The sequence below is a fragment of the Bradyrhizobium sp. S3.12.5 genome (assembly GCF_040548225.1).
Lineage (GTDB): Bacteria > Pseudomonadota > Alphaproteobacteria > Rhizobiales > Xanthobacteraceae > Bradyrhizobium > Bradyrhizobium cytisi.
The window spans coordinates 14,135-36,904 of the sequence record NZ_JBEPRF010000016.1 but is presented as its reverse complement, the minus strand read 5'-3'; the positions used below and the strand labels follow the sequence as shown (position 1 = coordinate 36,904).

The 22,770-nt window shown below is 61.8% G+C and carries 17 protein-coding genes and 1 tRNA gene; 14 read left to right on the top strand and 4 right to left on the bottom strand.

Annotated features, from left to right (window positions below; translation table 11 throughout):
- The first annotated feature begins 365 nt into the window (after positions 1-365).
- The 5 genes from ilvD to ABIC09_RS23525 all read left to right on the top strand — a co-directional run bounded on the left by ilvD (position 366) and on the right by ABIC09_RS23525 (position 5,077).
- Positions 366-2,216 carry a dihydroxy-acid dehydratase gene (gene ilvD / locus ABIC09_RS23545; protein ID WP_354110741.1) on the top strand — a complete coding sequence of 617 codons (1,851 nt, stop codon included), beginning with the start codon at positions 366-368 and terminating at the stop codon, positions 2,214-2,216.
- A 236-nt stretch (positions 2,217-2,452) separates the two neighbouring features.
- Positions 2,453-2,779 carry a hypothetical protein gene (locus ABIC09_RS23540; RefSeq protein WP_148749255.1) on the top strand — a complete coding sequence of 109 codons (327 nt, stop codon included), beginning with the start codon at positions 2,453-2,455 and terminating at the stop codon, positions 2,777-2,779.
- A gap of 294 nt (positions 2,780-3,073) precedes the next feature.
- On the top strand, positions 3,074-3,367 hold the full coding sequence (locus ABIC09_RS23535) for a hypothetical protein (protein WP_354110740.1): 294 nt from the start codon (positions 3,074-3,076) through the stop codon (positions 3,365-3,367).
- Positions 3,368-3,595: 228 nt separating this feature from the next.
- A tRNA-Ser gene (locus ABIC09_RS23530) sits at positions 3,596-3,685 on the top strand.
- A 162-nt stretch (positions 3,686-3,847) separates the two neighbouring features.
- Positions 3,848-5,077 (top strand): tyrosine-type recombinase/integrase, encoded by a 1,230-nt coding sequence (locus tag ABIC09_RS23525; RefSeq protein ID WP_354110739.1) that lies wholly within the window; start codon positions 3,848-3,850, stop codon positions 5,075-5,077.
- 247 nt (positions 5,078-5,324) lie between these two features.
- Here ABIC09_RS23525 and ftsZ read toward each other — a convergent pair whose 3' ends face one another.
- Together ftsZ and ABIC09_RS23515 are read right to left on the bottom strand one after the other, a co-directional pair.
- On the bottom strand, positions 5,325-6,389 hold the full coding sequence (ftsZ, locus tag ABIC09_RS23520; RefSeq protein WP_354110738.1) for a cell division protein FtsZ: 1,065 nt from the start codon (positions 6,387-6,389) through the stop codon (positions 5,325-5,327).
- A 584-nt stretch (positions 6,390-6,973) separates the two neighbouring features.
- Positions 6,974-8,683: a tetratricopeptide repeat protein gene (locus tag ABIC09_RS23515; protein WP_354110737.1), complete on the bottom strand. Its 1,710-nt coding sequence runs from the start codon at positions 8,681-8,683 to the stop codon at positions 6,974-6,976.
- A gap of 392 nt (positions 8,684-9,075) precedes the next feature.
- Between ABIC09_RS23515 and ABIC09_RS23510 the strand changes: the two genes are divergently transcribed.
- The 7 genes from ABIC09_RS23510 to ABIC09_RS23480 all read left to right on the top strand — a co-directional run bounded on the left by ABIC09_RS23510 (position 9,076) and on the right by ABIC09_RS23480 (position 16,280).
- A complete protein-coding gene (locus ABIC09_RS23510; protein ID WP_354110736.1) occupies positions 9,076-10,830 on the top strand; it encodes an adenylate/guanylate cyclase domain-containing protein in 1,755 nt (584 codons plus the stop codon).
- A 228-nt stretch (positions 10,831-11,058) separates the two neighbouring features.
- Positions 11,059-12,342, top strand: a complete 1,284-nt coding sequence (locus tag ABIC09_RS23505) for an IS256 family transposase (RefSeq protein ID WP_354110735.1) — start codon at positions 11,059-11,061, stop codon at positions 12,340-12,342.
- 273 nt (positions 12,343-12,615) lie between these two features.
- Positions 12,616-12,987, top strand: a complete 372-nt coding sequence (locus ABIC09_RS23500; RefSeq protein ID WP_354110734.1) for a PilZ domain-containing protein — start codon at positions 12,616-12,618, stop codon at positions 12,985-12,987.
- A gap of 275 nt (positions 12,988-13,262) precedes the next feature.
- Positions 13,263-13,541: a hypothetical protein gene (locus ABIC09_RS23495; RefSeq protein ID WP_354110733.1), complete on the top strand. Its 279-nt coding sequence runs from the start codon at positions 13,263-13,265 to the stop codon at positions 13,539-13,541.
- Between the two features lie 673 nt (positions 13,542-14,214).
- Positions 14,215-14,454 (top strand): hypothetical protein, encoded by a 240-nt coding sequence (locus ABIC09_RS23490; RefSeq protein ID WP_354110732.1) that lies wholly within the window; start codon positions 14,215-14,217, stop codon positions 14,452-14,454.
- Complete coding sequence (locus ABIC09_RS23485; RefSeq protein WP_354110731.1) at positions 14,451-14,708, top strand: DNA-binding protein; 258 nt, start codon at positions 14,451-14,453, stop codon at positions 14,706-14,708. The genes ABIC09_RS23490 and ABIC09_RS23485 overlap by 4 nt, the downstream gene beginning before the upstream one ends.
- 96 nt (positions 14,709-14,804) lie before the next feature.
- A complete protein-coding gene (locus ABIC09_RS23480) occupies positions 14,805-16,280 on the top strand; it encodes an AAA family ATPase (protein ID WP_354110730.1) in 1,476 nt (491 codons plus the stop codon).
- 1,197 nt (positions 16,281-17,477) lie between these two features.
- On the opposite strand, the gene ABIC09_RS23475 is transcribed toward ABIC09_RS23480, so the two are convergent.
- Together ABIC09_RS23475 and ABIC09_RS23470 are read right to left on the bottom strand one after the other, a co-directional pair.
- Positions 17,478-17,705: a hypothetical protein gene (locus tag ABIC09_RS23475; RefSeq protein WP_354110729.1), complete on the bottom strand. Its 228-nt coding sequence runs from the start codon at positions 17,703-17,705 to the stop codon at positions 17,478-17,480.
- Between the two features lie 274 nt (positions 17,706-17,979).
- The gene (locus ABIC09_RS23470; protein WP_354110728.1) at positions 17,980-18,342 is read right to left on the bottom strand and encodes a hypothetical protein; all 363 of its coding nucleotides are present in this window, start codon (positions 18,340-18,342) and stop codon (positions 17,980-17,982) included.
- Between the two features lie 134 nt (positions 18,343-18,476).
- On the opposite strand from ABIC09_RS23470, the gene ABIC09_RS23465 reads away from it, so the two are divergent.
- Both ABIC09_RS23465 and drmD read left to right on the top strand, forming a co-directional pair.
- Positions 18,477-18,668 carry a helix-turn-helix domain-containing protein gene (locus ABIC09_RS23465; protein ID WP_354110815.1) on the top strand — a complete coding sequence of 64 codons (192 nt, stop codon included), beginning with the start codon at positions 18,477-18,479 and terminating at the stop codon, positions 18,666-18,668.
- Positions 18,669-19,194: 526 nt separating this feature from the next.
- A complete protein-coding gene (gene drmD / locus ABIC09_RS23460) occupies positions 19,195-22,374 on the top strand; it encodes a DISARM system SNF2-like helicase DrmD (protein WP_354110727.1) in 3,180 nt (1,059 codons plus the stop codon).
- The last annotated feature ends 396 nt before the right edge of the window (positions 22,375-22,770 follow it).

Here is a 22,770-nt window from a genome sequence, read left to right as displayed (position 1 = left end):
TTTAATCGCGCTTGATTTTGCGCGCGGATGCATGCGCCTGAAAGCAGCAAGGTGCGACTGGCTCCGCGATCGGCTCGATCCGACTTTGCAGTAAGTGCTCCGTCATGGCCGGGCTTGTCCCGGCCATCCACGACCTTTTCGGCGGCATCAAGAACGTGGATGCCCGGGACAAGCCCGGGCATGACGGCTGAGATTGCCTGTGCCCACGCGCCGGAAGCAGAGGAGGCCTGCGATAGACCAATCCGGGGCTATCAGAGGCAAGTTCTCGTTGCGCCCGCCCGGCCCGTGCGCTATCCGGCCGGAAAGGCCTGAGGCGGCTTCGATATTTCCCGCCCGGCCGGCCAAACCCGAGGACGGAAACCGCCATGCCAGCCTATCGCTCCCGCACCACCACCCACGGCCGCAACATGGCGGGCGCCCGCGGCCTCTGGCGCGCGACGGGCATGAAGGATGGCGATTTCGGCAAGCCGATCATCGCGGTCGTCAACTCCTTCACCCAGTTCGTACCCGGTCACGTCCATCTCAAGGACCTCGGTCAGCTGGTCGCCCGCGAGATCGAGCAGGCCGGCGGCGTCGCCAAGGAGTTCAACACCATCGCGGTCGATGACGGCATCGCCATGGGCCATGACGGCATGCTCTACAGCCTGCCGTCGCGCGAGCTGATCGCCGACAGCGTCGAGTACATGGCCAACGCGCACTGCGCCGACGGCCTCGTCTGCATCTCCAACTGCGACAAGATCACGCCCGGCATGCTGATGGCAGCACTTCGGCTCAACATCCCCGCCGTGTTCATCTCGGGCGGCCCGATGGAAGCCGGCAAGGTCAAGCTGCAAGGCAAGACCAAGGCTGTCGATCTCATCGACGCCATGGTGGCCGCGGCGGACAGCAAGGTCAGCGACGAGGACGTCAAGGTGATCGAGCGCTCGGCGTGCCCGACCTGCGGCTCCTGCTCGGGCATGTTCACCGCCAACTCGATGAACTGCCTGACCGAGGCGCTCGGCCTGGCGCTGCCCGGCAACGGCACGGTGGTCGCGACCCATGCCGACCGCAAGCGCCTGTTCGTCGAGGCCGGCCACACCATCGTGGATCTCGTCCGCCGCTATTACGAGCAGGACGACGCATCCGTGCTGCCGCGCAACGTCGCGAACTTCAAGGCGTTCGAGAACGCGATGACGCTCGACATCGCGATGGGCGGCTCGACCAACACCGTGCTGCATCTGCTCGCCGCCGCCCATGAGGGGCAGGTCGCATTCACCATGCAGGATATCGACCGGCTGTCGCGCCGCGTGCCCGTGCTGTGCAAGGTCGCACCATCAGTTGCCGACGTGCATGTCGAGGACGTGCATCGCGCCGGCGGCATCATGGGCATCCTGGGCGAGCTCGACCGCGCCGGCCTGATCGACACCTCGGTCTCGACCGTGCACGCGCCGACCATGAACGAGGCGCTGGAGCGCTGGGACATCAAGCGCTCGAAAAGCGAGGCGGTGCGTACCTTTTTCCGTGCCTCGCCCGGCGGCATCCCGACCCAGGTCGCCTTCAGCCAGGAGCGCCGCTACGACGAGCTCGATGCCGACCGCGAGAAGGGCGTCGTCCGCAATCTCGCGCACGCCTTCAGCAAGGACGGCGGCCTCGCCGTGCTCTACGGCAACCTCGCGCAGGACGGCTGCATCGTGAAGACTGCAGGCGTCGATGCCTCGATCCTGACATTCTCCGGCCCCGCACGGGTGTTCGAGAGCCAGGACGCGGCCGTCGAGGGCATTCTGGGCGGCAAGGTTGTCGCCGGCGAGATCGTGGTCATCATCTACGAAGGCCCGCGCGGCGGCCCCGGCATGCAGGAGATGCTGTATCCGACCAGCTATCTGAAATCGATGGGCCTCGGCAAAGCCTGTGCGCTCGTTACCGACGGACGTTTCTCCGGCGGCTCTTCGGGGCTGTCCATCGGCCATCTGTCGCCGGAAGCGGCCGAAGGCGGCAACATCGGTCTGGTTCGCACCGGCGATCGTATCGCCATCGACATTCCGAACCGCAGCATCAACCTCGAGGTCTCCGACGAGGAGCTCGCTGCGCGCCGGCTCGCCGAAGACGCGAAGGGCGATGCCGCCTGGCAGCCCGCAGCGCGCAAGCGCAACGTCTCGACCGCGCTGCAGGCCTACGCTGCGCTCACCACCAGCGCCGCGCGCGGCGCGGTGCGCGAAGTCAAGCGGCGCACGAAGTAGGCGCGTCTTGTACGGGCGCGATCGCAAACGTCGCGGTCGTGCATGGTCAACAAGTTCTGAACGGCCGGTGAAGGCCGGCCGTTCGCATTAAGGATGCCCCGACGAACTTCGGCAGCCATGGGTTTTGCGGCGTATACTGCGGCGACCTTCGCAAATCCATTTCGGGCAACTGGGGCGCTACCATAATGTCTCGTACTCTTGCTGTCGTTTTCTCAACAGTCGTCGCTGCCATTGCCATGACGACCGCAGCCTCCGCCGGCTGCTACAATTGCTACGCGCCGCCGCAGCCGTGCACGACCTGCTATCAGCAGCAATACGTCGCGCCGCAATACCGCGCCGTCGACGAGACCGTGATGGTGTCGCCAGGTGCGACGGTCGCGCATCGCACGCCGGCGCAGTACCGCACCGTGATGGTGCCGCAGACCGTGATGGTGGCGCCGCCGAGCGTCCAGTACGAGCAAATCCCGCCGCAATACGCCACGCGCCAGCGTGTCGAGATGGTCTCGCCGGGCTATTCCTATTACGCCCCGGTCGCGCCTCGCTGCGGCAATTGCGGCTACTGAGGCAACGCAACAACAACCATTGCAACAAACAGACTTCGCGCGGTGCCCCCAAAAGGCGCCGCGTTTTCTTTTGCGGGCGAAGCCAAACGAGGCCCGGAAATGGACGCGAATCCAGCCGGGCCTCGCGACCGGCGAGGCCCTGGGAGGTGTCGCCAGTCCCGACCGAGGCTAGAGCACCAAACTGACGCGCGCCTGACAGATCGTCCGATCAGCGTCATATCCAACTCACGCCCGGCTGCATTGCTACCGCAATCGGCGCGGTGTTATGCTCGTCGCAGAACGGGGAGTTTCTCGATGCACAAAATCGCCGTCGCCGTCTTGCTTGCCCTGATGGCCGCCCCCGCGCTGGCGGAGGAACATATGCTAGGACCTGGCGAAGAGCCCAAGGCGAAGACGGCGACACAGAAGGCGGACGATGAGCGGGCTGCGCGCGCCTATCAACGCTCCCTCAACAATGTTCCGGACCAGAAGGCGGTCGATCCGTGGGGAACTGCCCGCGGCGATGATGCGTCGAAGAAGTCGGCCGCGCCGGCCAAGCCGGTTGTGAAGCAGTCATCCAAGGCCAAGAGCGGCAGCACCGCCAATTAGCAAGGATGCGTGAAACGGCGGGCTCCCTTCGTCCGCACCTCGATTGCCATCACCTTCGACATCTATTCACTTCTGATGCCGAACATACAGGGTGGGGCAGCCGCAGCGGTTGACGACGCCATGCGAGCCGCCATAAAGAAGCGCACCGACGACGTTGGGTAGCAAAGCGGCAGCAGAGTCCTGAATGTTCTCTGCGAAGCGGCGAAAAGCCTAGCAATTTCAAGTCTTGGAAGGGTGGCCGAGTGGTTTAAGGCACCGGTCTTGAAAACCGGCGTGCCCGCAAGGGTACCGTGGGTTCGAATCCCACCCCTTCCGCCAGTATATTGTTCTCCTCTGTTCGCAGTTGTTCGAACCCCACAGCAAAATCAGGGACTTGCGCCGAAAGACTGTACTTTGCAGTTCGCCGGTGTTCCTCCTAATCGGGTCGCTGACCGTGGTTTTTGCCCGTGGGTTCGGAGGACGGTTTTTCCCGGAGGAACAATGGCTGGAAGGCTCAAACCGCTCGACGTAGAACGCCAAACCAAGCCCGGCAAATACGCCGATGGCGATGGGCTCTACTTGATCATTACCGGACCAACATCGAAGAGCTGGTCATACAGATATTGGAAAGACGGCAAGGAGCGCTGGCACGGCCTCGGCTCCTTAAAGGAAGTGTCGTTAAAGGATGCGCGGCTGGCAAGGGATGCAGCGCGGCTGCGCGTGAAAGGCGATCGCAGCACCGCCGGCGTTGACATAGTGCAGGAGAGGCGAAGGGCGCGCGAAGATGCGAAAGCCGTCGAGGCCAAGGTTGTGTTGCCGACGTTCGAGGAATGCGCGGAAGCCTACATCCGGACGAATTGGTCGACCTGGAGCGGGAAGCATCGCGATCAGTGGCCGTCCTCCCTCAAGCGTTACGCCTATCCCACCATCGGCAAGCTCACCATCCCGGAGATCAAGCCGAGCCACATCCACGATCTGCTCAAGCCGATCTGGGTGGAGAAGCGCGAGACTGCGAACCGGGTCCGCGGCCGGATTGAAACCATTGTTGCGAAGAACGTTGATATCGACGATCCAGACTTCCGCAATCCGGCCGAGCTTACGAGGCAGTTGCGCGAAAAGCTTCCAAAGCGCCCCAAGCGGGTCGTCCGCCATCATCCAGCCTTGCCGTACGCCGAGGCGCCGGCGTTCATGAAACTTCTTGCCGGTGCGCCCGGAACAGCTGCTGCGATGCTACGTTTCCTAATCTTCACCGCTTGCCGCACGAACGAGGCCGTCGAAGGGCATTGGTCTGAGATCGATCGCCCAAGCTCGACCTGGAAAATTCCCGGCGAGCGAATGAAGATGGACCAGGACCACTACGTCCCTTTGACGGATCCCGCCTTGGCGGTCCTCGACGAGATGCGAGACGGCCGCCAAGGTGAACTGATCTTCACCAATCCCGAAGGCGGGTCATTCTCCGAAAACGCGATGCTCGCGGTACTTGATCGTATCGGCTACGGGCATGTAACGGTTCACGGCTTCAGGTCGACCTTCGCAACTTGGGCTGAGGAATGCACCGACTATCCGGACGGCGTACGTGAGGCTGCGCTGGCCCACAAATACAAGAGCGAGACCACTGCAGCCTATCAGCGAGGCCAAAAGCTAGAAAAGCGCCGGGCGTTAATGAAAGATTGGGCCGTGTTCCTGAGCGGCACCAAGGTGACCCAATTGGATGACTGGAGGACAGGGTAGGGCGTCGAGCGGCCGGACTTAGGACAACAGGAGGCAAAAGAGTTGGTTGCGTCCAATCTCCATGGCGTCCGGTTCGGTCCAAGAAGCCGATACGGGAAGGCGCGCGGCAAACGGTCGGCTAAGGGCGGCCATAAGCGGAAGTAACCGAGTGCCCGGCGTTCATGGACGCGGATCAGCCAAGGTCGATACCGGAATCGCTCCTTTATTTGCGCGAACTGTACCGAGGCGCCGATGCGATGCGCGTCGGTCAGCGGTGTACTACGTTGGATCCGGCGATCTGACGGCTGTCGTTGCGCAGCCTGCCGGCGAGCTGCGTGAGTGGGCTTTCCGCGGGTTGCGCGTGGGGCGCCGCGTCGAGATTATCGATACCGGTCGCCACTACCGAGACGCGGACGGTACCCTCCAAGCTTTCATCGAACGATGCGCCAATGATGATGTTGGCGTCCTGGTCGGCCTCGTCGCGAATGCGGGTAGCAGCTTCGTCGACCTCGAATAGCATCAGGTCCTTGCCGCCGGTGATGGAGATTATGAGGCCGCTGGCACGCTTGATCGAGGGGTCCTCGATCAATGGATTGGAAATCGCGGCCACGGCGGCGGTGAGCACGCGGTTTGCGCCAGAAGCCTCGCTCCTGCCCATCATGGCCTTGCCCTTTTCGCGCATTACGGCGAGAACGTCGGCAAAATCGAGGTTGATCAGACCTTCCTTGACTATGAGGTCGCTGATGCAGGCCACACCCGAATAAAGCACCTGATCGGCCATCGCGAAGGCATTGGAGAACGTGGTCTTCTCGTTGGCCACCCGGAATAGGTTCTGGTTCGGGATAATCAGCAGAGTGTCCACCATCTTCAGCAGTTCCGCCACGCCGGCCTCGGCAAGGCGCATGCGGCGCTGGCCCTCGAAGTGGAATGGCTTAGTGACTACACCGATGGTGAGAATGCCAAGCTCTCGCGCAGTCTTGGCGATAATGGGCGCTGCGCCGGTGCCGGTACCGCCGCCCATGCCCGCAGTAACGAAAACCATGTGTGCGCCGGTCAAATGATCGCGGATCGCGTCGATCGTCTCTTCGGCTGCAGCGCGCCCCACTTCAGGATGCGAGCCAGCGCCGAGACCTTCCGTCACCCGCGTGCCCATCTGGATGAGACGCTCGGCCTTCGACATACTAAGCGCCTGTGCATCGGTATTGGCGACGATGAAGTCGACGCCTTGCAGCCCGGCCGCGATCATGTTGTTGACAGCATTGCCACCGGCACCGCCGACCCCAAACACGCTAATGCGCGCCTTCATCTCGCGAATATCGGGATTGTTGGTCATTTTTGCCTCGCAATTGCTCCACCGAGCTGGGGAATGAGAGGATACGGATTGCGGTACACTAGGACTTTGCTCCGAAAGTGAGCGCGGCAAGCGCCGTCGTGTGGTAAGCGACGAGCAGCCACTCGCGAGATTTTCAGGCACGCGCCTAGCGCGGCATACGTCAGCGTCTCGGCGGGCACCCCGCTGTTCTCCTCGAACGAACCGAGCAGCAACGGCTGATGATGACCGGGCAATGACGGCAGGCTAGGCCGCGATGGTTAACGAATTCCTAAGGGCGAGCAGCGGTCTGCCACTTGAGCGTGACCGGTGGGGATCGCGTCCGATCATCTGACCTCATCGCGAAAGTGCGCCGGTCTCGCGGGCTTGCCGAGACAATCTCTGTAGTCAACTCCGCGCCAATCGGTCAGCAATGGAATGTCCCTTCCGGGTCAATCGGGTCGGGTTGCCGTCAGTCGGTGACTTCCGGTTTGCGCCGGACTCCGGACATGTCGCTGCGCCGCGCTCACGGACGCCACGGGCACAACTCCGGACTCATGCGCCGCACAAGAGTGCCGCTATTCGATCGTCTCGTGGACATTGGAGAGCTACTCGGGCAACCCCGCTTTGCGAAAACCCTCAATCATCAGCTTCGCATTTATTGATATCCGGCTCCGAGCGATCCACGCCGAGATTGTGAAAGCGGGGTCCAAGTCAAGCACACCAGCTGCCGCTTCACGGGCTTCAGCGTCCCGTCCGAGATGCGCGAAAGCGGACGCGAGGCAGCGGTATGGTCCTGGATAGGAAGAGTTCTGACGCAGGGCCTTCTTCCCTGCGACGATGGCCTCGTCAAAGCGACGAAGCTCAATAAAGGCAAATCCCATCCCGGTTAACGCGGTGAATTGTTGCGGGTCCACCGGGCTCATTCGCATGGCGCGTTCAAAGCTCCGGATCGCTTCCTCCGGCTGCCCCGCAACCTTATAGACCCAGCCTCTGCAACCCCATGCGAGACTTGAATTTGGGTTGAGCGCGACCGCCCGGTCGGCCATTTCGATCTCACTTTCACGATCGCCGACCAACAAAGCCGAGACTGATGCAGCAGCTGCTAACGTGTCTGGATCCTGGTGGTCCAGGCTCAACGCCAAGCGCATAAGCCGAGCGGCTTCCTTGCGTTCGAATTGTGGGTCGATCGCATAGCTCCTAACCACGTTTTCCATATGACATGAACCTGCCAAAGCTGCCGCAGCAGCAAACCCAGGGTCAAGCTTCAAGGCGCGCTGGACCAGTCGGAGTGCCTCGGGCAAACTTTCGCGGGTCGATCGGACGGCTTGCTGTATAGCCCGGAGATAAAGATCATACGCGGTGAAATCTTCCGGTCGCCGCCGCTTCGTCAGTGCAATTTCTGCTTGAAACAAATTTGGCTGAATAGCTGAGACAACGGCGAGCGTGACTTCATCCTGCAACGCGAAAATATCCGTCATGTCACGCTCGAACTTGTCAGCCCAAATGTGTGCGCCCGTAGCCGCTTCAATCAACTGGCCCGTGATGCGAACTTTCCCCGACGCCGTGCGTACCGCCCCCTGAAGGACATAGCGTACGCCAAGCCTGCGCCCGACTTCCTTGATGTCAACGGCTTTGCCCTTGAAGGTGAAACTCGAGTTTCGAGCGATCACGAACAACCATTTGAACCTCGAAAGCGCGGTAGTGATCTCCTCAACCATTCCGTCCGCGAAGTATTCCTGTTCGGTGTCGCCGCTCATGTTCTCGAACGGCAGCACGGCGATGGAGGGCTTGTCTGGGAGTGGAGGGGCCGCACTTAGCCTCTCGGTCAGCGCGCTATATGTTCCCGCAAGCACAGCGTAAGCGCGGATCGGCTTGGAGATGTTTTTGAGCTGCTGCTCACCACGATCCTCGAAGCGAACATCCAGCTTGCCTTCGACTTCGCTATAGACCTTTTCGGAAATCAGAACGCCGCCCGGGTCGGCGACCCCCTCCAGCCGGACAGCAATGTTGATCCCGTCGCCGTAGAGTTCACCGTCCTGTCCAACGATAACGTCACCAAGGTTGAGCCCGACCCGTAACCTTAAGGGACTGCTGCCCGAGGCGAGATCGTCCTGTATCTCGACCGCGCACCTCATGGCCGCTAAGGGACTCGCGAACTCGATGAGCGCGCCATCACCCGTTGTCTTGATAAGTCGTCCTTCGTGGCGGGAGAGGCTAGGCTCGATCAGTTCTCGCTTGAGCCGCTCGAACTCGGCGTATGTCGCTTCCTCAGCGCGTTGCATCAACGCTGAATAACCCACGACGTCGGCGGCCAAGATTGCCGCTAGTCGCCTTTGAACCCGCTGCTCGGTCACAGCCCCTCCGAACCAGACTAACCACGCCGTTGGGACAACGAGGAGCCTAGCACTTTATTGCGGACCTGTGAGCGGAAATTGCACGAAAGCCCAATTGCCTTTCGTGGCGCGGCGGCGATAAGCGTGCGTCAACTCGGCGAGTTCCGCTTTGGGTCAGCGGCGTTCGAAGGATCATAGCAGGTGAGTCCGCTTCACTAGTGACAGCGGACCCCGGCGAGCCTCTGGGCAACTTCGCCTTAGGGCACAACAGGCGACATTAGCAGTGTGGCCCGGTCGCCCGATCCGTCGTACAATGTCTCGTCGATTGGGTTGAGAGCCATGGTCAGGAGCGGCCGGTCCGAGTAGAGCGCAGGTTGGCCGCGATATTGGCGGCCGACGTGGCTGGTTACTCGCGGCTCATGCACAGCGACGAAGAGGCTACGCACACCAAACTGAAAGTGCTCCTCGCGGGCGGTGTCGAACCCGCGATTGCGGAACACGGCGGCCGCATCGTCAAGAACACCGGCGACGGATTCTTGGCGGAATTTCCCAGCGCTGTCGAAGCGGTCCGGGCTGCTATGCAGTTCCAGACTCGCATTCGTGAACTGACCATCGCCGACGTGGAGGACAGGCGTATTGCTTTCCGCGTGGGCATCAATATTGGCGACGTAATTGTCGAACCCCACGATATCTTTGGGGACGGCGTGAACATTGCCGCTCGTCTTGAGAGCATTACAGAACCGGGCGGTATCTGCATCTCGTCCGCCGTCTATGATCATGTCCGCGGCAAGGTCGCTGTTGAACTTGCTGACCTGGGCGAGCAGAACCTCAAAAATATTGCCCGCCCGGTCCGGGCCTACGCTGTCGTCCGGGATGGGCCTAGCTCGGCGACAGAGACCGCGCGCGCGGTGCCGGGCCTGCTTTCACGGCCTCATCTTTCCATCGTTGTGCTGCCGTTCGCCAACCTCGGCGGTGATCCTGCGCAAGACTACTTCGTCGATGGTGTAACCGAAAGCTTGACCACTGACTTGTCCCGCATCACCGGCTCATTCGTCATCGCCCGCAACACCGCGTTCACTTTCAAGGGCAAGGCCGTCGATGTGAAACAGGTCGGGCGGGAGTTAAACGTCCGCTATGTGCTCGGAGGCTCAGTGCAGCGAGCTGACAAGCGATTGAGGGTGAACGTGAAGCTAATCGACGCCCGAACCGGCAATCACTTATGGGCAGAACGGTTCGACAAGCCGGTCGCCGACCTCTTCGATATGCAGGACGAAATCATATCGAGGATTGCCAACACGCTTAGAGCCCAGCTCGTCGCGGCCGAGGCAACACGCGCGGAGCGCACGCTACATCCTGATGCAATGGACTTGGAGTTCCAGGGCAGGGCTTACCTTTACAAGGGGGTAGCCCCCGAACACTTGACGCAAGCACGTGGGTTCTTCGAGCGTGCCCTGGAGCTCGATCCCCGCAACGTAGAAGCAATGGTCGGCATGGCGACTGTCGATGCGACCGTTGGAGCACTGGCTATGACAGACGACGGGACCGCGCGGTTTGCGGCAGCCGAGTCGGCCTCGATCAGAGCACTTTCCCTCGCGCCGAACCACGCTTTAGCCCATCTGACCTTGGGCTGCGTGCAAATGTTTACGAAACGAGCGGATCAAGGCATTGGTGAATTCGAACAGACGTTGGCGCTGGATCGAAATTTTGCCAACGCCCATGCGCTCATCGGGTTTGCCAAGTATTTTCTCGGCCGTGCCGAGGAAACCGAAATACACGTTCAAGAGGCATTCCGCCTTTCTCCTCGCGATACCTTGGCCTCCCGATGGTTGGCGTGGATCGGCTTCGCCAAGATGCAGCTCAACCGTGATGCCGAAGCTGTCGACTGGCTGCGCCGGTGCCTCGACGCAAACCGGAACTACACCGTCGTGCATTTCTGTCTTGCCGCTGCTTTGGCGCGCCTCGGCGCGCTGGACCAAGCGCGGGCTGCCGTACAAGCAGGAATGACGCTCGATCCGAACTTCAACATCCGCCGCTTCCGCGCCTTCGCCGTGAGCGACCATCCGACGTACCTCGCCGGGCGCGAGCGCATCTATGAAGGCATGCGCCTGGCCGGGGTTCCGCAGGGGTAAGCTCCAGCGGAGAGGGTCATGTCAGCTTCGGGTCATTCGAGTCGGTCCGCCCTGAGTCGAAGGCTTCCGGCTCTTCCCGACTCCGCACTCAGTGCGATGCGGCAACTGATGCTAAGGGCTAACAGCTGTTGAGCTATCGCCCAAAGTTGGTGACGGCGGGAATCGGGAAGGCGGCATATCGTGGGGGTGCTTGACGCCTCCACTTCTCCACCGAAGGAGCGATATGCCGTGTCCAACGATAACGTCATCCAGCTGATTCAGCCAGGAATCTTCGACGATCAACTCACAGAAGTCTTGCGCAACGGGGCACGTGCCCTTCTCGCCCAGGTGGTCGAGGCCGAGGTTGCAGACTTTCTCGGCCAGCATGCCGATTTGAAGACCGCGGACAGCCACCAGCGCGTCGTCCGCCATGGCCACCTGCCGGAGCGCGAGGTGATGACCGGTATCGGTCCGGTCGCCGTCCGCCAGCCGCGTGTACGCGATCGCGAGGCCGCCGCTGCCGATCCTGGCCGCATCCGGTTCGCGCCGTCGATCCTGCCGCCCTACATGCGCCGCTCGAACTCGATCGAGACGCTGCTGCCGGTCCTTTATCTGAAGGGGATTTCGACCGGCGACTTCTCCGACGCGCTGGCGGCGCTGCTTGGCAAGCATGCTGCCGGGTTGTCGGCCTCCGCGATCGGCCGCCTGAAGGACGGCTGGCTCGACGAGCATGCCGCGAGGCAGAAGCGCGATCTATCGGCCAGGCGCTACGTCTACATCTGGGCTCATGGCATCCATCTGGAGGCGCGGCTCGAAGACGAAAGGCAATGCATCCTCGTGCTGATCGGCGCGACGCCGGAAGGCCGCAAGGAACTGGTCGGCTTCAGCGATGGTGCCCGGGAGAGCGCGCACGATTGGCGCGATCTGCTGCTCGATCTGAAGCGGCGCGGGCTCGACGTGGCCCCGCAGCTCGTCATCGCCGATGGCGCACTCGGGTTCTGGAAGGCGGCCGGTGAGGTCTGGCCGAAAACGCGCGAGCAGCGCTGCTGGGTGCACAAGACCGCCAACGTGCTCGCCAAGCTGCCGAAGAGCCAGCACCCGAGAGCCAAACGGGCGTTGCAGGAGATCTGGATGGCCGAAACCAAGGCCACCGCCGAGCTGGCGTTCGACGCCTTCGTCGAGAGCTACGCGCTGAAATACGAGAAGACGGCCGACTGCCTGCGCAAGGATCGAGACACGCTGCTGGCTTTCTACGACTTCCCGGCCGAGCATTGGAAACACCTGCGCACGACCAACCCCATCGAAAGCACCTTCGCCACCGTGCGCCACCGCACTATCCGATCGAAGGGCTGCCTATCCAACAAGACCGCGCTCGCGATGGTCTTCAAACTAGTCGAGGGCGCCCAGAAAAACTGGCGTCGTCTCGATGGCCACAACCAGTTGCCAAAACTCATTCTCGGTGTGACACTCAACAACGGGATCGAGGTCATCGCTAAGCCGACCGACCGTCAGCCCAAAACCGCCGCCGCCTGATCGGCCCGGCCGTCACCAAAATTTGGCGATAGCTCGCTAACAGCTGCCAAAAGTGCTTCTCAATTCATCCGCCTTGGGCAGCCTCGATCTGCACGTTTTCGTGTATCGCGCGAATTTTTTGAACCGTCCGTTCTTCGCTTTAATAGAGGAATTAGAGTCAACTCTAATTAGACAGCAGAACTGCTTGTCTGGTGGAGCGCGCGAACTATCTTGTTTGACGAGGTTCGGCGGGACCGGCAACTGAAGCAAAGAAGTTTGTGCGGAGTTCTCGCCATGATCGAAAGGTCAATGGAACGTCGCGCTCTGCCGCGCGAGATCGTTAATGCGCCGGCCTTGCTTTCCTTCGATGGAATTATGGGGGTGCATCCGTGTGTGGTGCGCGACATCAATGCCTTTGGCGCTTGCCTTTCCGCGCCCTATTACATATTCGCCAGCGAGTTTGATCTGTTGTTCAGCGGGCTTCACAAGACGCTTGCCTGTCGAGTGGTGTGGAGGCGGGCAACCATTTCGGGCGTGGTGTTCGTTGTGCGCCGCCGCGCACCAAAGCCGGTGAGTGCAAGCATCATTCAACTTAATCCGCCCAATGCACTCCCGTCGGTGCGGCCCGTTGGCGACGTGTGCGTCCTCCCTTTTGATATGCATTGACCTAATGGTCTGGCATCGACTGGGTAAGAAGCTCGTGACGACCGCGATGACGAGCTCTCGCGGGCGGGATTGGACTGCAGGCAGGTTTGACGCGCTATCCAACAGATGCACAAGAAATTAGTGCAGATAGCGAGAACACCAGCATGGCGACGCCACTCACACAGGGTCGCCGCTAAGGGTCGTCACAAGCGGGCATCTCGGCGTTTTGAGACCTTAGTCCGCTCCCGGCCGGAAAGCCGACATTCCGGCGCCCCCTCGACGCAGGACGCTGCTTGGTGACCCAGGTCGTAGATTTCAACCGTAGCTTTCAAGTTGAGCCGCAAAAAAACGAACGCTATCAAGTCGATTTGGGGGAGGGAGTATCCGTCACCGCTTTGGATTGGCGGCGCGGGTTTGTCTTGGGCCGCGTACCTGCCTCCGAGCGGTTTTTGCGCGATTTCTGCTGTTGTGCTCCATCCGATGCGCTTTCGAACAGTATTTCGCGTCTGCTCGTAGCCCGCCATGGCCTCCCGCAGCAAACAAAACTCCGCACCGGGCTAGCTGACAAGTTTTGAAGGAGCTCCCACCTGCCAATTGAGCCAGCTGGACTACGAACCCCGAGATCAGACTTCCGGGCGATAGTACCGGGCGCAAATGGCGCATCGGATCTATGCTGAAGTTAAAAGAAACATCGCCGGCCCCATAATCAGAAAGAAGGTCTTCGACTTCCGCTGATAGTGAGCGAGACAGTCTTTCAGACGTCGAGGCCAGGACTCTTTTGAACACTTTGGCCACTGCGACAAGTTCGTCAACGCTCTCCCCCTCCAGGTACTCAACGCTGCCCTCCGGATCGAACGTTGGTGTGCCTTCACGATCCCAGAGAAAGCGTCGGACGCTTCTTATCGGTGGCCGTACTTTTCCTTTGGCTGAATAGCCGCGGGTGGTCAGATACCCGTATCGCTCCACAAAGTCGCGGAGCTTCTCTTCCGAGTGAGCATTTGCGAAGTGCAGTAGGGGGACTTCCTTCAATTCAAACGGGTCATACCGGAGAGGAGACCCGCCCCTACCAATGATCCACTTACCTCGTTTGGGAACGTCAACGAGCTCGTAGCCCGCTGAATCTCGGCACCATTCAAGTTCAATTCTGAGGGCAGTCATCGTTGCATCGGCTAGGTAATGGATACGAAGTTTACCCGTTACTAAACGGCTGCGAAAGGGCTAAGTCGGGCTAAATGGGTACGGTCCAACATGAGCAATGACAGCCTGACGTACCAGCCTTTGACGTACAGCATCCCTGAAGCAGGAAAGCGCGCGGGGTTGGGCAGAAACGCTGCGTACGCCGCCGCGCGTCGCGGCGAGATTCCCATCATTCGGCTTGGATCGAAGATGCGAGTACCCGCTGCAAGGTGGGACCGGCTGCTGAACGAAGGGCAGCCCGCGCGTTCAAAAGCAGCAGGTCAAGAGCAACGTGAGGCGCTGGAAGAATGAAAGGGCAGGACGAAGAGCTTGGCATTCGCAGTCGAGACCCGCTCGCTCTGGTTGCAAGTGTCAAGGAAACGATGCTTGCTCTCAAGATCGCACGCGCGAAGACGTACGAGCTTCTCAATTCGGGGGAACTCGAGTCGTATCTAGAAGGCGCGTCGCGCAAGGTGACGTGGCGCAGCATCGACGCATACGTGAAACGTAGGCTTGAGGAGGAAGCAGAGCGACGAAGCCGGAGGGTGCGTGGTGCAATCACCTAAGCAGCTGGAAAGCACTGTCAAGGGGACCACCTCGGCTTTGCCTTCCGCGCTCAAAGGGGTGTCTTCTCAAGACCCCCACGATGCTGGCGCTCCGTCGTGAACGGACCAGCTCAGTTTGCAGAGCACGCCTCCGAGGGCGACCTCGATGGTTTCGCCGGCATTTGCCTGATCGAAGCAGGGTTCGTCCAGGCGGGTTGGAAAGAGAAGCAGCTGGCCGTGGATCAACTTCAGGCTTTGGCTGGACATTGGGGGATCACTGACGGTGACAAAGCGCAAGGCCGCGTCCAAGAAGCCATGGCGCGAGCCTTCCGAATGCCGCACGACCGGGTAGACGCCCGCAACTCCGCGGCCATCATGGAGTCGAGCTGGCCGGATGACTTGACGCGGGAAAGCCACTTCGGCCCGCCGCATGGAAGCTATCCAGAGAGCGCGGATGGCATTCCTGACGACACGCCCGGAGGGCAACCGGGCTCGCCGGTCGCACCGCGCTTCACGCCGGTAGCGCTGGATGAGGTGACGCTCACGGCGGAGCCGCCGTGGCTCATCGACGGCCTACTACCGGCACGCGGACTCGCCTGTGTCATTGGGGAACCAAAGTGCGGCAAAAGCTTCATGACCTCGGACATGCTCTGCACGGTGGCGCAGGGCGCGCCGTATGCCGGCCGGGCGACGCTTAAAGGGCCGGTGATCTATCTCACCGGCGAGGGCGTCAGCGGCTTCAAGCGGCGTTTGGTCGCGATGCGCCAGCACCGAGGCATCGAGGGGCAGGGCGTGCCTTTCTACATGATCGAAGACGTGCCGGACCTTGGCAGCCAGGCCACCGACCTCCCGCAGCTGCTCGTGGAGCTTGACGCTTTCATCGCCCGGCGCTGTTCGGAGGGCCCGGTGGCGATCGTCCTGGACACGCTGGCGCGGTGCATGGGCGAGGGCGACGAAAACAGCGCCCGCGACATGGGCCGCTTCGTGAACCGATGTGGCGTCATAGAGAGGCATTTCGGCTGTGTCGTCGTAGTCGTGCACCACGTCGGGAAGGATCCGTCCCGAGGCGGCCGCGGCTCCAATGCGCTCAACGGCGCCGCCGACGTGACCATGCTGGTCAAGAAAGGCCAGGCCCACAGTACCGTCACCATCGAGGAAATGAAGGACGGCCGCGAGGGCCAGACGTGGCAGTTTCGCCTGCTTTCGCACGTCTTGGAGCAAAACCTTTCCGACCCCGCCGAAACCATGCCGGCAGTTTCGACTTGCGTGGTCGAAATTGTGTCAGAACCTACCACTTTGAAACCGAGCGAAAGCAAATCGAAGAAGCCGCCCAAGGGCGTAAAAGGCGATCTGCTGAAGGTCATTCGCCGCGCGATCGAGGAGGCCGGCGAGCGCAACGTCGATAACCTCACAGTGCCAAATAACGTTCGAGCCGTCCGCCGCGAGGACCTGAAAAGGTACTGCGCCTCCATGGATTGGCAGGATCCAGCGGGTAAACCTGATTCCTTCCGAGCGATGCTCAACAAAACGCTCAACACCCTGCGCGCCGCCGACCTGATCGGCTTCGACACGGAATGGATTTGGCTGACATGACGAGCCTAATCGAGCGAAACCAGCCGAAACCTCACCACTTTGGTTTCGCTTCTCTCCTGTCGAAAAACCGACCGAAACTACCGAAATCACTCCCTAAGGGAGAGGGCGATCTAGTTTCGCCCCTCGCGGGAAAATCTCCTCAGCGCTGCGCTTCCGTCGAAACACCGCTGCGCTCATGTGTTTCGCCGTCACTCCGCTCCCGAGCGTCCATCTGGGGCGAGGGGACGAGCGCCGCCCAGGACCATGCCGAACTACCGATCTCGCCGGTCGCATGTCGGACACTAGACCTGCCGACGCGGAAGACATCACGAACGGGGCGGGTAGTACGGCGTAAACACGTCAAGCGGTGATCGGTCCTCAGACGGAGCGATCCCCAACCAGAAGCCCACCATTCTCCATCCGAACACCCGATGCAGCTGGACGACAGCTCTGAAGCACAACGAGGCACTCTGAGCTGCTGCACTCGAGCCCATTCTAGATTCAGTCTCCTGGGTTCGGGTGCTCAGTTACTCCGGAGCAGCCCATGGCCGGGCAGGTAGCGCTCAGCTCCAAAGGGTTGCGATGAGATGTGAGTCAGCGCGGTGACTCACCTGTCTCATGAGACAGTCGCAGCAAGGCCGACGAGCGATCCAGCTCTGATTGCCGTAACTTACGCTCGGTTTGCTCTGTGAGACAGGGGGATGAGACATGCAACCCCAAGCACTGGCCCGGCGGCCAAGCCGATCGCGACCAATGGTCAGGCCACCGGCGCGGCTGGATGGGACCGGATTGAGAGCTCGCATTAGCTCCCGCGCCATCACCAGTGCGTCACAGATCGACAGCCCCTCGGCCCGCTTCTTGGCCCTGGACCCGGCAGTGGCCGCCACTGCCGGTCAGCCGGACCCGCACGCCGGGCGCATCTCGGGGCGCCACCATACTCGGCCGGCCTGCGCGACCTTGGCTGTCTGTTTCATGGAAATGAGACAGGACGCGAGTGAGACACCCCGAGTATTGGGGACCGCGGCATCGTCTAGGACCGAGTGGTACACCGCACGGATGACCGAGCGATAGACCGGGCGGTGCATCGGTCGATAGAGGCGACAATGTACACTCGAGGGGCGGCGGCAACACGGCCGGCAGCTACGACACGCCGAGGGTTTGGTGGAGGACCTGCGGGGCGGGAACCATCATCTGGCGCCTGAAGTTGCTAGGCAGATATCAGCCCATCCATGTTCCTGGTGGGTGCCGCTCGTCCCGCGCTCTCCTTGCCTCAACCATCATCTCGTAGGCACGTCGCAGTTCGGATCCGGGAAGCGCCTCTGCCCCTTGCTGATCCAATTCGGGCAAAAAGGCGAAACCGAACGCGCGCTTGAGTTCGCGCTCGTAAGCTTCAACGGCTGAATGGTATTCCGCGAAATAGTCGTGAGCGTCGCTTCGGTCGGACAAGGTGTTTTCTTCTCACTCTGGGCGAGGTTGCAGACCGAACAGGCCGGTTTGAGGCGGTGGCTTCTGGCCCTTACTCGCCCGCAACGGTGCGTCTGCTCGTTGATTGAGCTGTTCACACATGGTTGGGGGCTGGTAGAAACCGAGCAGTCCTTGGCCAGTGTCGTCGGTGCGTGTGGTAGACCGAGGTAGGGTCCGCCGCTCGCATCCTGGAATCACCATCTGCAATCCAGCCGAGGTACGTTCCAAGTTTGTCACACCGGACCTCCCTTGATGCTTACCAATTGTCCGAGTCATTCGCGATGTAGACGAGCGTTTCGAGCCCTTCGTCAGCAGCTAGTTTCCGCCCAGCTTCCTTCATAGCCAGCAGGAGGGACAGGGCTTCTTCTTTGGAAACGCGAGCGTCTCGGGCGAGCATTTCAGCAGCGGTCGGGTTATGAAACATGATAATCGCCCAACCCAGGATCTGATCTCGCCTTTTCTTGCCGAAACCTTGCATCTCGACGGCATTTGTATTCGCTGCCCACATGAGCAGGTCGACCAGCGCCGTCGCGCTTCGCGTGCCGGCGAACAAGCCCATACGATCGACGACCTGTACGGCCCACCACCGTCTACCTAAAACGAGTTCAGCCAAGCCCATGCAACGGCACTCTCTTTAGCAATCCCCGCACGATTGTAACTTAAAAGCGGTGGCCTTAAAAGCGGTCGCTTGGCGGTATCCCCGTTGTGAAAAAGACTCACAAGGGACCGCTGCGGGATGTGCTGGCGAGAAACATGCGCCGGCTGAGAGCCGAGCGTGGCTTGAGCCAGGAGGCGCTGGCGCACGAGTGCGGCATCAACCGGACTTACCTGAGTGGTGTCGAACGCTCTGAGCGCAATGTGTCGCTCGATAATATCGCGCGCATTGCCCGAGGACTTAAAGTAAAGCCATGGATGCTCTTGGACGACGGATCTGTAGCCCAATAGATTCGCTATTCCGTAGCTTGAGTACCGATAAGGGTCCCGTGTACCGGCGGCGGTGGTTTAGCTCGAGCAAGGCCGCCCGGACGCGCTGTCTCGGCTGCCTATCTCGTCCTGCGGAAGAACCGGACCAAATCCCCAATATCCAAAGCTGAACTGAAAGCCCGCAGGTAGGCGCGGCGGCTTGGCTTCACCGGAAAGATTGCACCTGGGACCGGGTCACCCGCTGCGCCGCAGCCGGAGGCATGCGTACCATCGCACGGGCGGTCGCGAGGCTGAGCGACACTCGCCCTCCCAAAGTTCAATGGTCGCGATAGGAGGGCAGGGCCAATCCAAGGACATCGACGGAACGGGGCTCCTCTAAACCGACTCGGACAAGCTATTGACGTCTAAGCAATTTGTAGGTGTCGGCCGGAAACGGATATGCGAACCTACGGCCGTGAGCTACAGATGATTCCAGTGCCGAGACGGGTGCAGATGCGTTTTGACTGCTCGCCGCTCCATTGAAGGCGTGGCGAAAGGGGAGCGAGTGATGAGTGATGGCAGGATCGAAGTCTCGAAATCCTCCATCCCGGAAGTTGGCAGCTTCGTTACCGTCAGAGGGAAGACTTGGATACTCGAAGGGGCCCAGAGTAGGGGGCCGGTCGACGTCGTCACCCTCGTCTCGTGTGAGGATGATTCTCAGGGCGAAGCGATTGAGCTTGCCTTTTCAGCCGAACTGCAGCCAACGATTCTCGATCCGAACGACTGGTCGCCGCTGCTGACCAGGACATTCGAGGGGCCGCAGCGCCTGGGGGCCTACCTGCGGTCCACTGAATGGCGGACGGCGACGGCTGCCGACCGCAAACTGTTCCAAGCCCCGTTTCGCGCCGGTATCCGTCTCGATTCCTACCAGCTTCTGCCGCTTGCCAAGGCGCTCGAACTGCCGCGCGTCAACCTTCTGATCGGCGACGACGTTGGCCTGGGAAAGACGGTCGAAGCTGGCCTGATCGTTCGGGAACTGCTGCTGCGGCGGCGCGTGGACACCATTGTAGTTGCTGCGCCCGCGTCCGTGCTGCTGCAGTGGCAGGACGAGCTGGCGCAGAAGTTCGGCCTCGATTTTACGATTGTCGACCGGGAGCATCTCTTAGAGATGCGCCGCACGCGCGGCTTCTCGGCTAATCCCTGGAGCGTCGGTTCGCGCTTCATCGTCTCGCACAGCGTTCTCTCCGACGAGAGCTATACCGGCGGCTTGCGTGAGCTGCTGGCGCCGTTCCGCGCGGGATCTATGTTTATCCTCGACGAGGCGCACCACGCCGCGCCCTCGTCCGGGGCGGCCTGGGCGGTCGAAAGCCAGATGACCAAGGCGGTCCGCGAGACTGCATCGCTGTTCGAACACCGACTGTTCCTCTCGGCCACACCGCACAACGGCCACTCTAACTCGTTTGCGACCTTGCTTGAGATCCTCGATCCACAGCGGTTCACGCGCGGCATCTCGGTTGAGGCCAGGGAACTTGAGCCGGTCATGGTGCGGCGGCTGAAGGAAGACTTGCGTCGGCTCGGCCACGCCTTTCCCGAGCGCGTCGTCGAGCCGATCGAGATCTCCGGTTTAGCGCCGGATGCGCCCGAACTGCAGCTCGCCGTGATGCTCGACGAGTACAGCCGGTCATCGGCCGGCGGGACCAGGGCGCGCTTTCTGTTCGCCAATCTGCAGCAGCGCCTGTTCTCGTCGATTGCGGCGTTCCACCGGACGCTCACAACGCATCGAAAGAGCCTCGCCAGGAAGAGCGAGGAGCTCGCGCCTGACACCATTGAGACGCTGCTGGAACTAGTCGAGGACAACGAGTCGATCGAAGCGGCGACCCATCACGCGAAGGGCGAGCTCGGCGACCTCAACGCCGCCATCGCCCATGTCGATCGCATGCTCGCCATCAGCGCCGCCGCGCGCGATCAGCCCGACGCCCGGGTTGCTGCGATCCTCGATTGGATCGAGCAACAGATGCTCGACGACGGTTACGCCTGGCAGGACCGCCGGCTCATCTTGTTCACCGAATGGGAGGACACGCGCCGCTGGCTGGTCGAACGCCTCAAGGAGGGCCTGCTCCAGCGCAGCCTCGGTCGCGTCGACCTGGAGGGCCGCATCCTCAACTTCACCGGGCAGACCAGCCTGCAGGAGCGCGATCGCATCAAGATCGCCTTCAACGCCCCTTTTGACAAGGAGCCGGTGCGCATCCTCGTTTGCACCGATGCGGCGCGCGAGGGACTCAACCTGCAGGCACGTTGTTACGATCTCATCCATGTCGATCTGCCCTGGAACCCGTCGCGGCTAGAGCAACGCAACGGCCGCATCGACCGCAAACTTCAGCCCTCAAAGACCGTCACCTGCCGCTACTTCGTCTACACCCAGCGCGAGGAGGACAGGGTGCTGGACGCGCTGGTGCGCAAGACCGAGGTGATCCGCAAGCAGCTCGGCGCCTCCGGCGAGGTCCTGCGCCAAACCATCGAGACCACGCTAGCCAGAGAAGGAATCCGCCGCGGCGATGCAGCGAAGTTGGCCGACAACATCAGCGGCGCCACGTCAGAGCGAGTCGGCATCGCCGCGCGCGAGCTAGATGACGAGGCCGACAGGCGTGTCGCCCGGCTGAAGGAGGAGGAGCAGCGGCTGCAACGCGCGTTGGAAACGGCCAAGAAGCGCGTCGGCGTGGACGGCGCGGACATTCGCCACGTCATCGAGATCGCCCTCAAGGACGATGGCGCCGCGCTGCAGGCGGGGCACTTCAGTGTGCCCGAAGCCGTCCTGCTCGATCCGGACACGCCGGGTTTTGCTAAGGACCCGAGCTGGGCCGCGCTGTTCGACGAGTTGCGGCCGGGCCGTCCGGCCACGCCGAAAGACCGCGCGCGCTGGCGGCGCGACACTCCGGTGCGCGGCCTCGTCTTCGCGCCGCCGATCGTGCACGAGGGCGAGCCGGAGCCACAAGACGTGGTCCAACTTCACCTCGAGCACCGTCTCGTCAAGCGACTGCTGTCGCGCTTCGCAAGCCAGGGTTTCCGGAGCAATATTGGGCGGATCACGGCAATCGTCAGCTCCGGCGCGCAGCCGCGTGTGGTACTGCTGGGCCGTCTCTGCCTGTTCGGCCCGGGAGCGCGACGCCTCCACGAGGAGATCATACCGGTGACGGCGGCCTGGCGCGACGCGCGCCGGGATGACAGCCCGCTGACGCCCTTTGCCGAGGCCGGCCAGGCAACGACGATCCAGCAGCTCGACGACGCCTTGCGTCGCGGCGTGTCGCCTGCGTCCGGCGTTCTCGATCGTCTGGCCCCAATGGTCGAGCGCGATATCGCCGACCTCCGCTCCCATATCGAAAAGCGTGCCAGGGAATCCGAGCAGGAGGCCGTCGCCGATCTCGCCGAGAACGGCCGGCGCGAGGCCGAGGCGCTAACGGCCCTGCTGCAACGACAGATCGACAGGGTGCGCGACGCTATGCGCACCAAGCAGCCGCCGGAAGCGCCCGAGCAGATGGACTTGTTCGGCCCGACCGAGGACGACATCCGCAAGCAGCATGAGCGCGAGCTGCGCCAGTTCGAGGCCGACCGCCGCTCGTGGGACGGCAAGCTGCTGCGGCTGCAACAGGAGCTGGACAGCGAACCCGACAAGGTCCGTCAGGGCTACGAGGTGCAGGCGCGCCGGCTGGAGCCGATCGGCCTCGTCTATCTCTGGCCAGCAACGAACTGAGCACGACAATGACCTTTCATTCCCAACAGGACGACACCTCGGAGTGGCTGAACTATCTGCAGCCCGAAGGCCTGGTCGTCGGCGCGAATGTGCTGCGCGAGACAGGCGTCACCCCGATCCGCCAGACCCCGCTCGACACCGATACGGCGGCCAGCGCGCTCCGGCTCGATACCGAGGCGCCGCGTGAGCAGGATCGGCTGTTCGAGCTGCACGATCCCTGGAACTTCTTCGAAAAGGTGCTCGGCTGGCCGGCGAAGCTAGTCGCCGGAAGCCCGGGCGGACCCGCTGTCGATCCTGCGCTGACCGTCACGGTCCCGGAGCGCGAGACCTTGCTGTCGCCAGACCTCGCGCTGCTGTGGAACGGTGCGGCGCCTGAAGGCATCCCGGCGCAGGCGC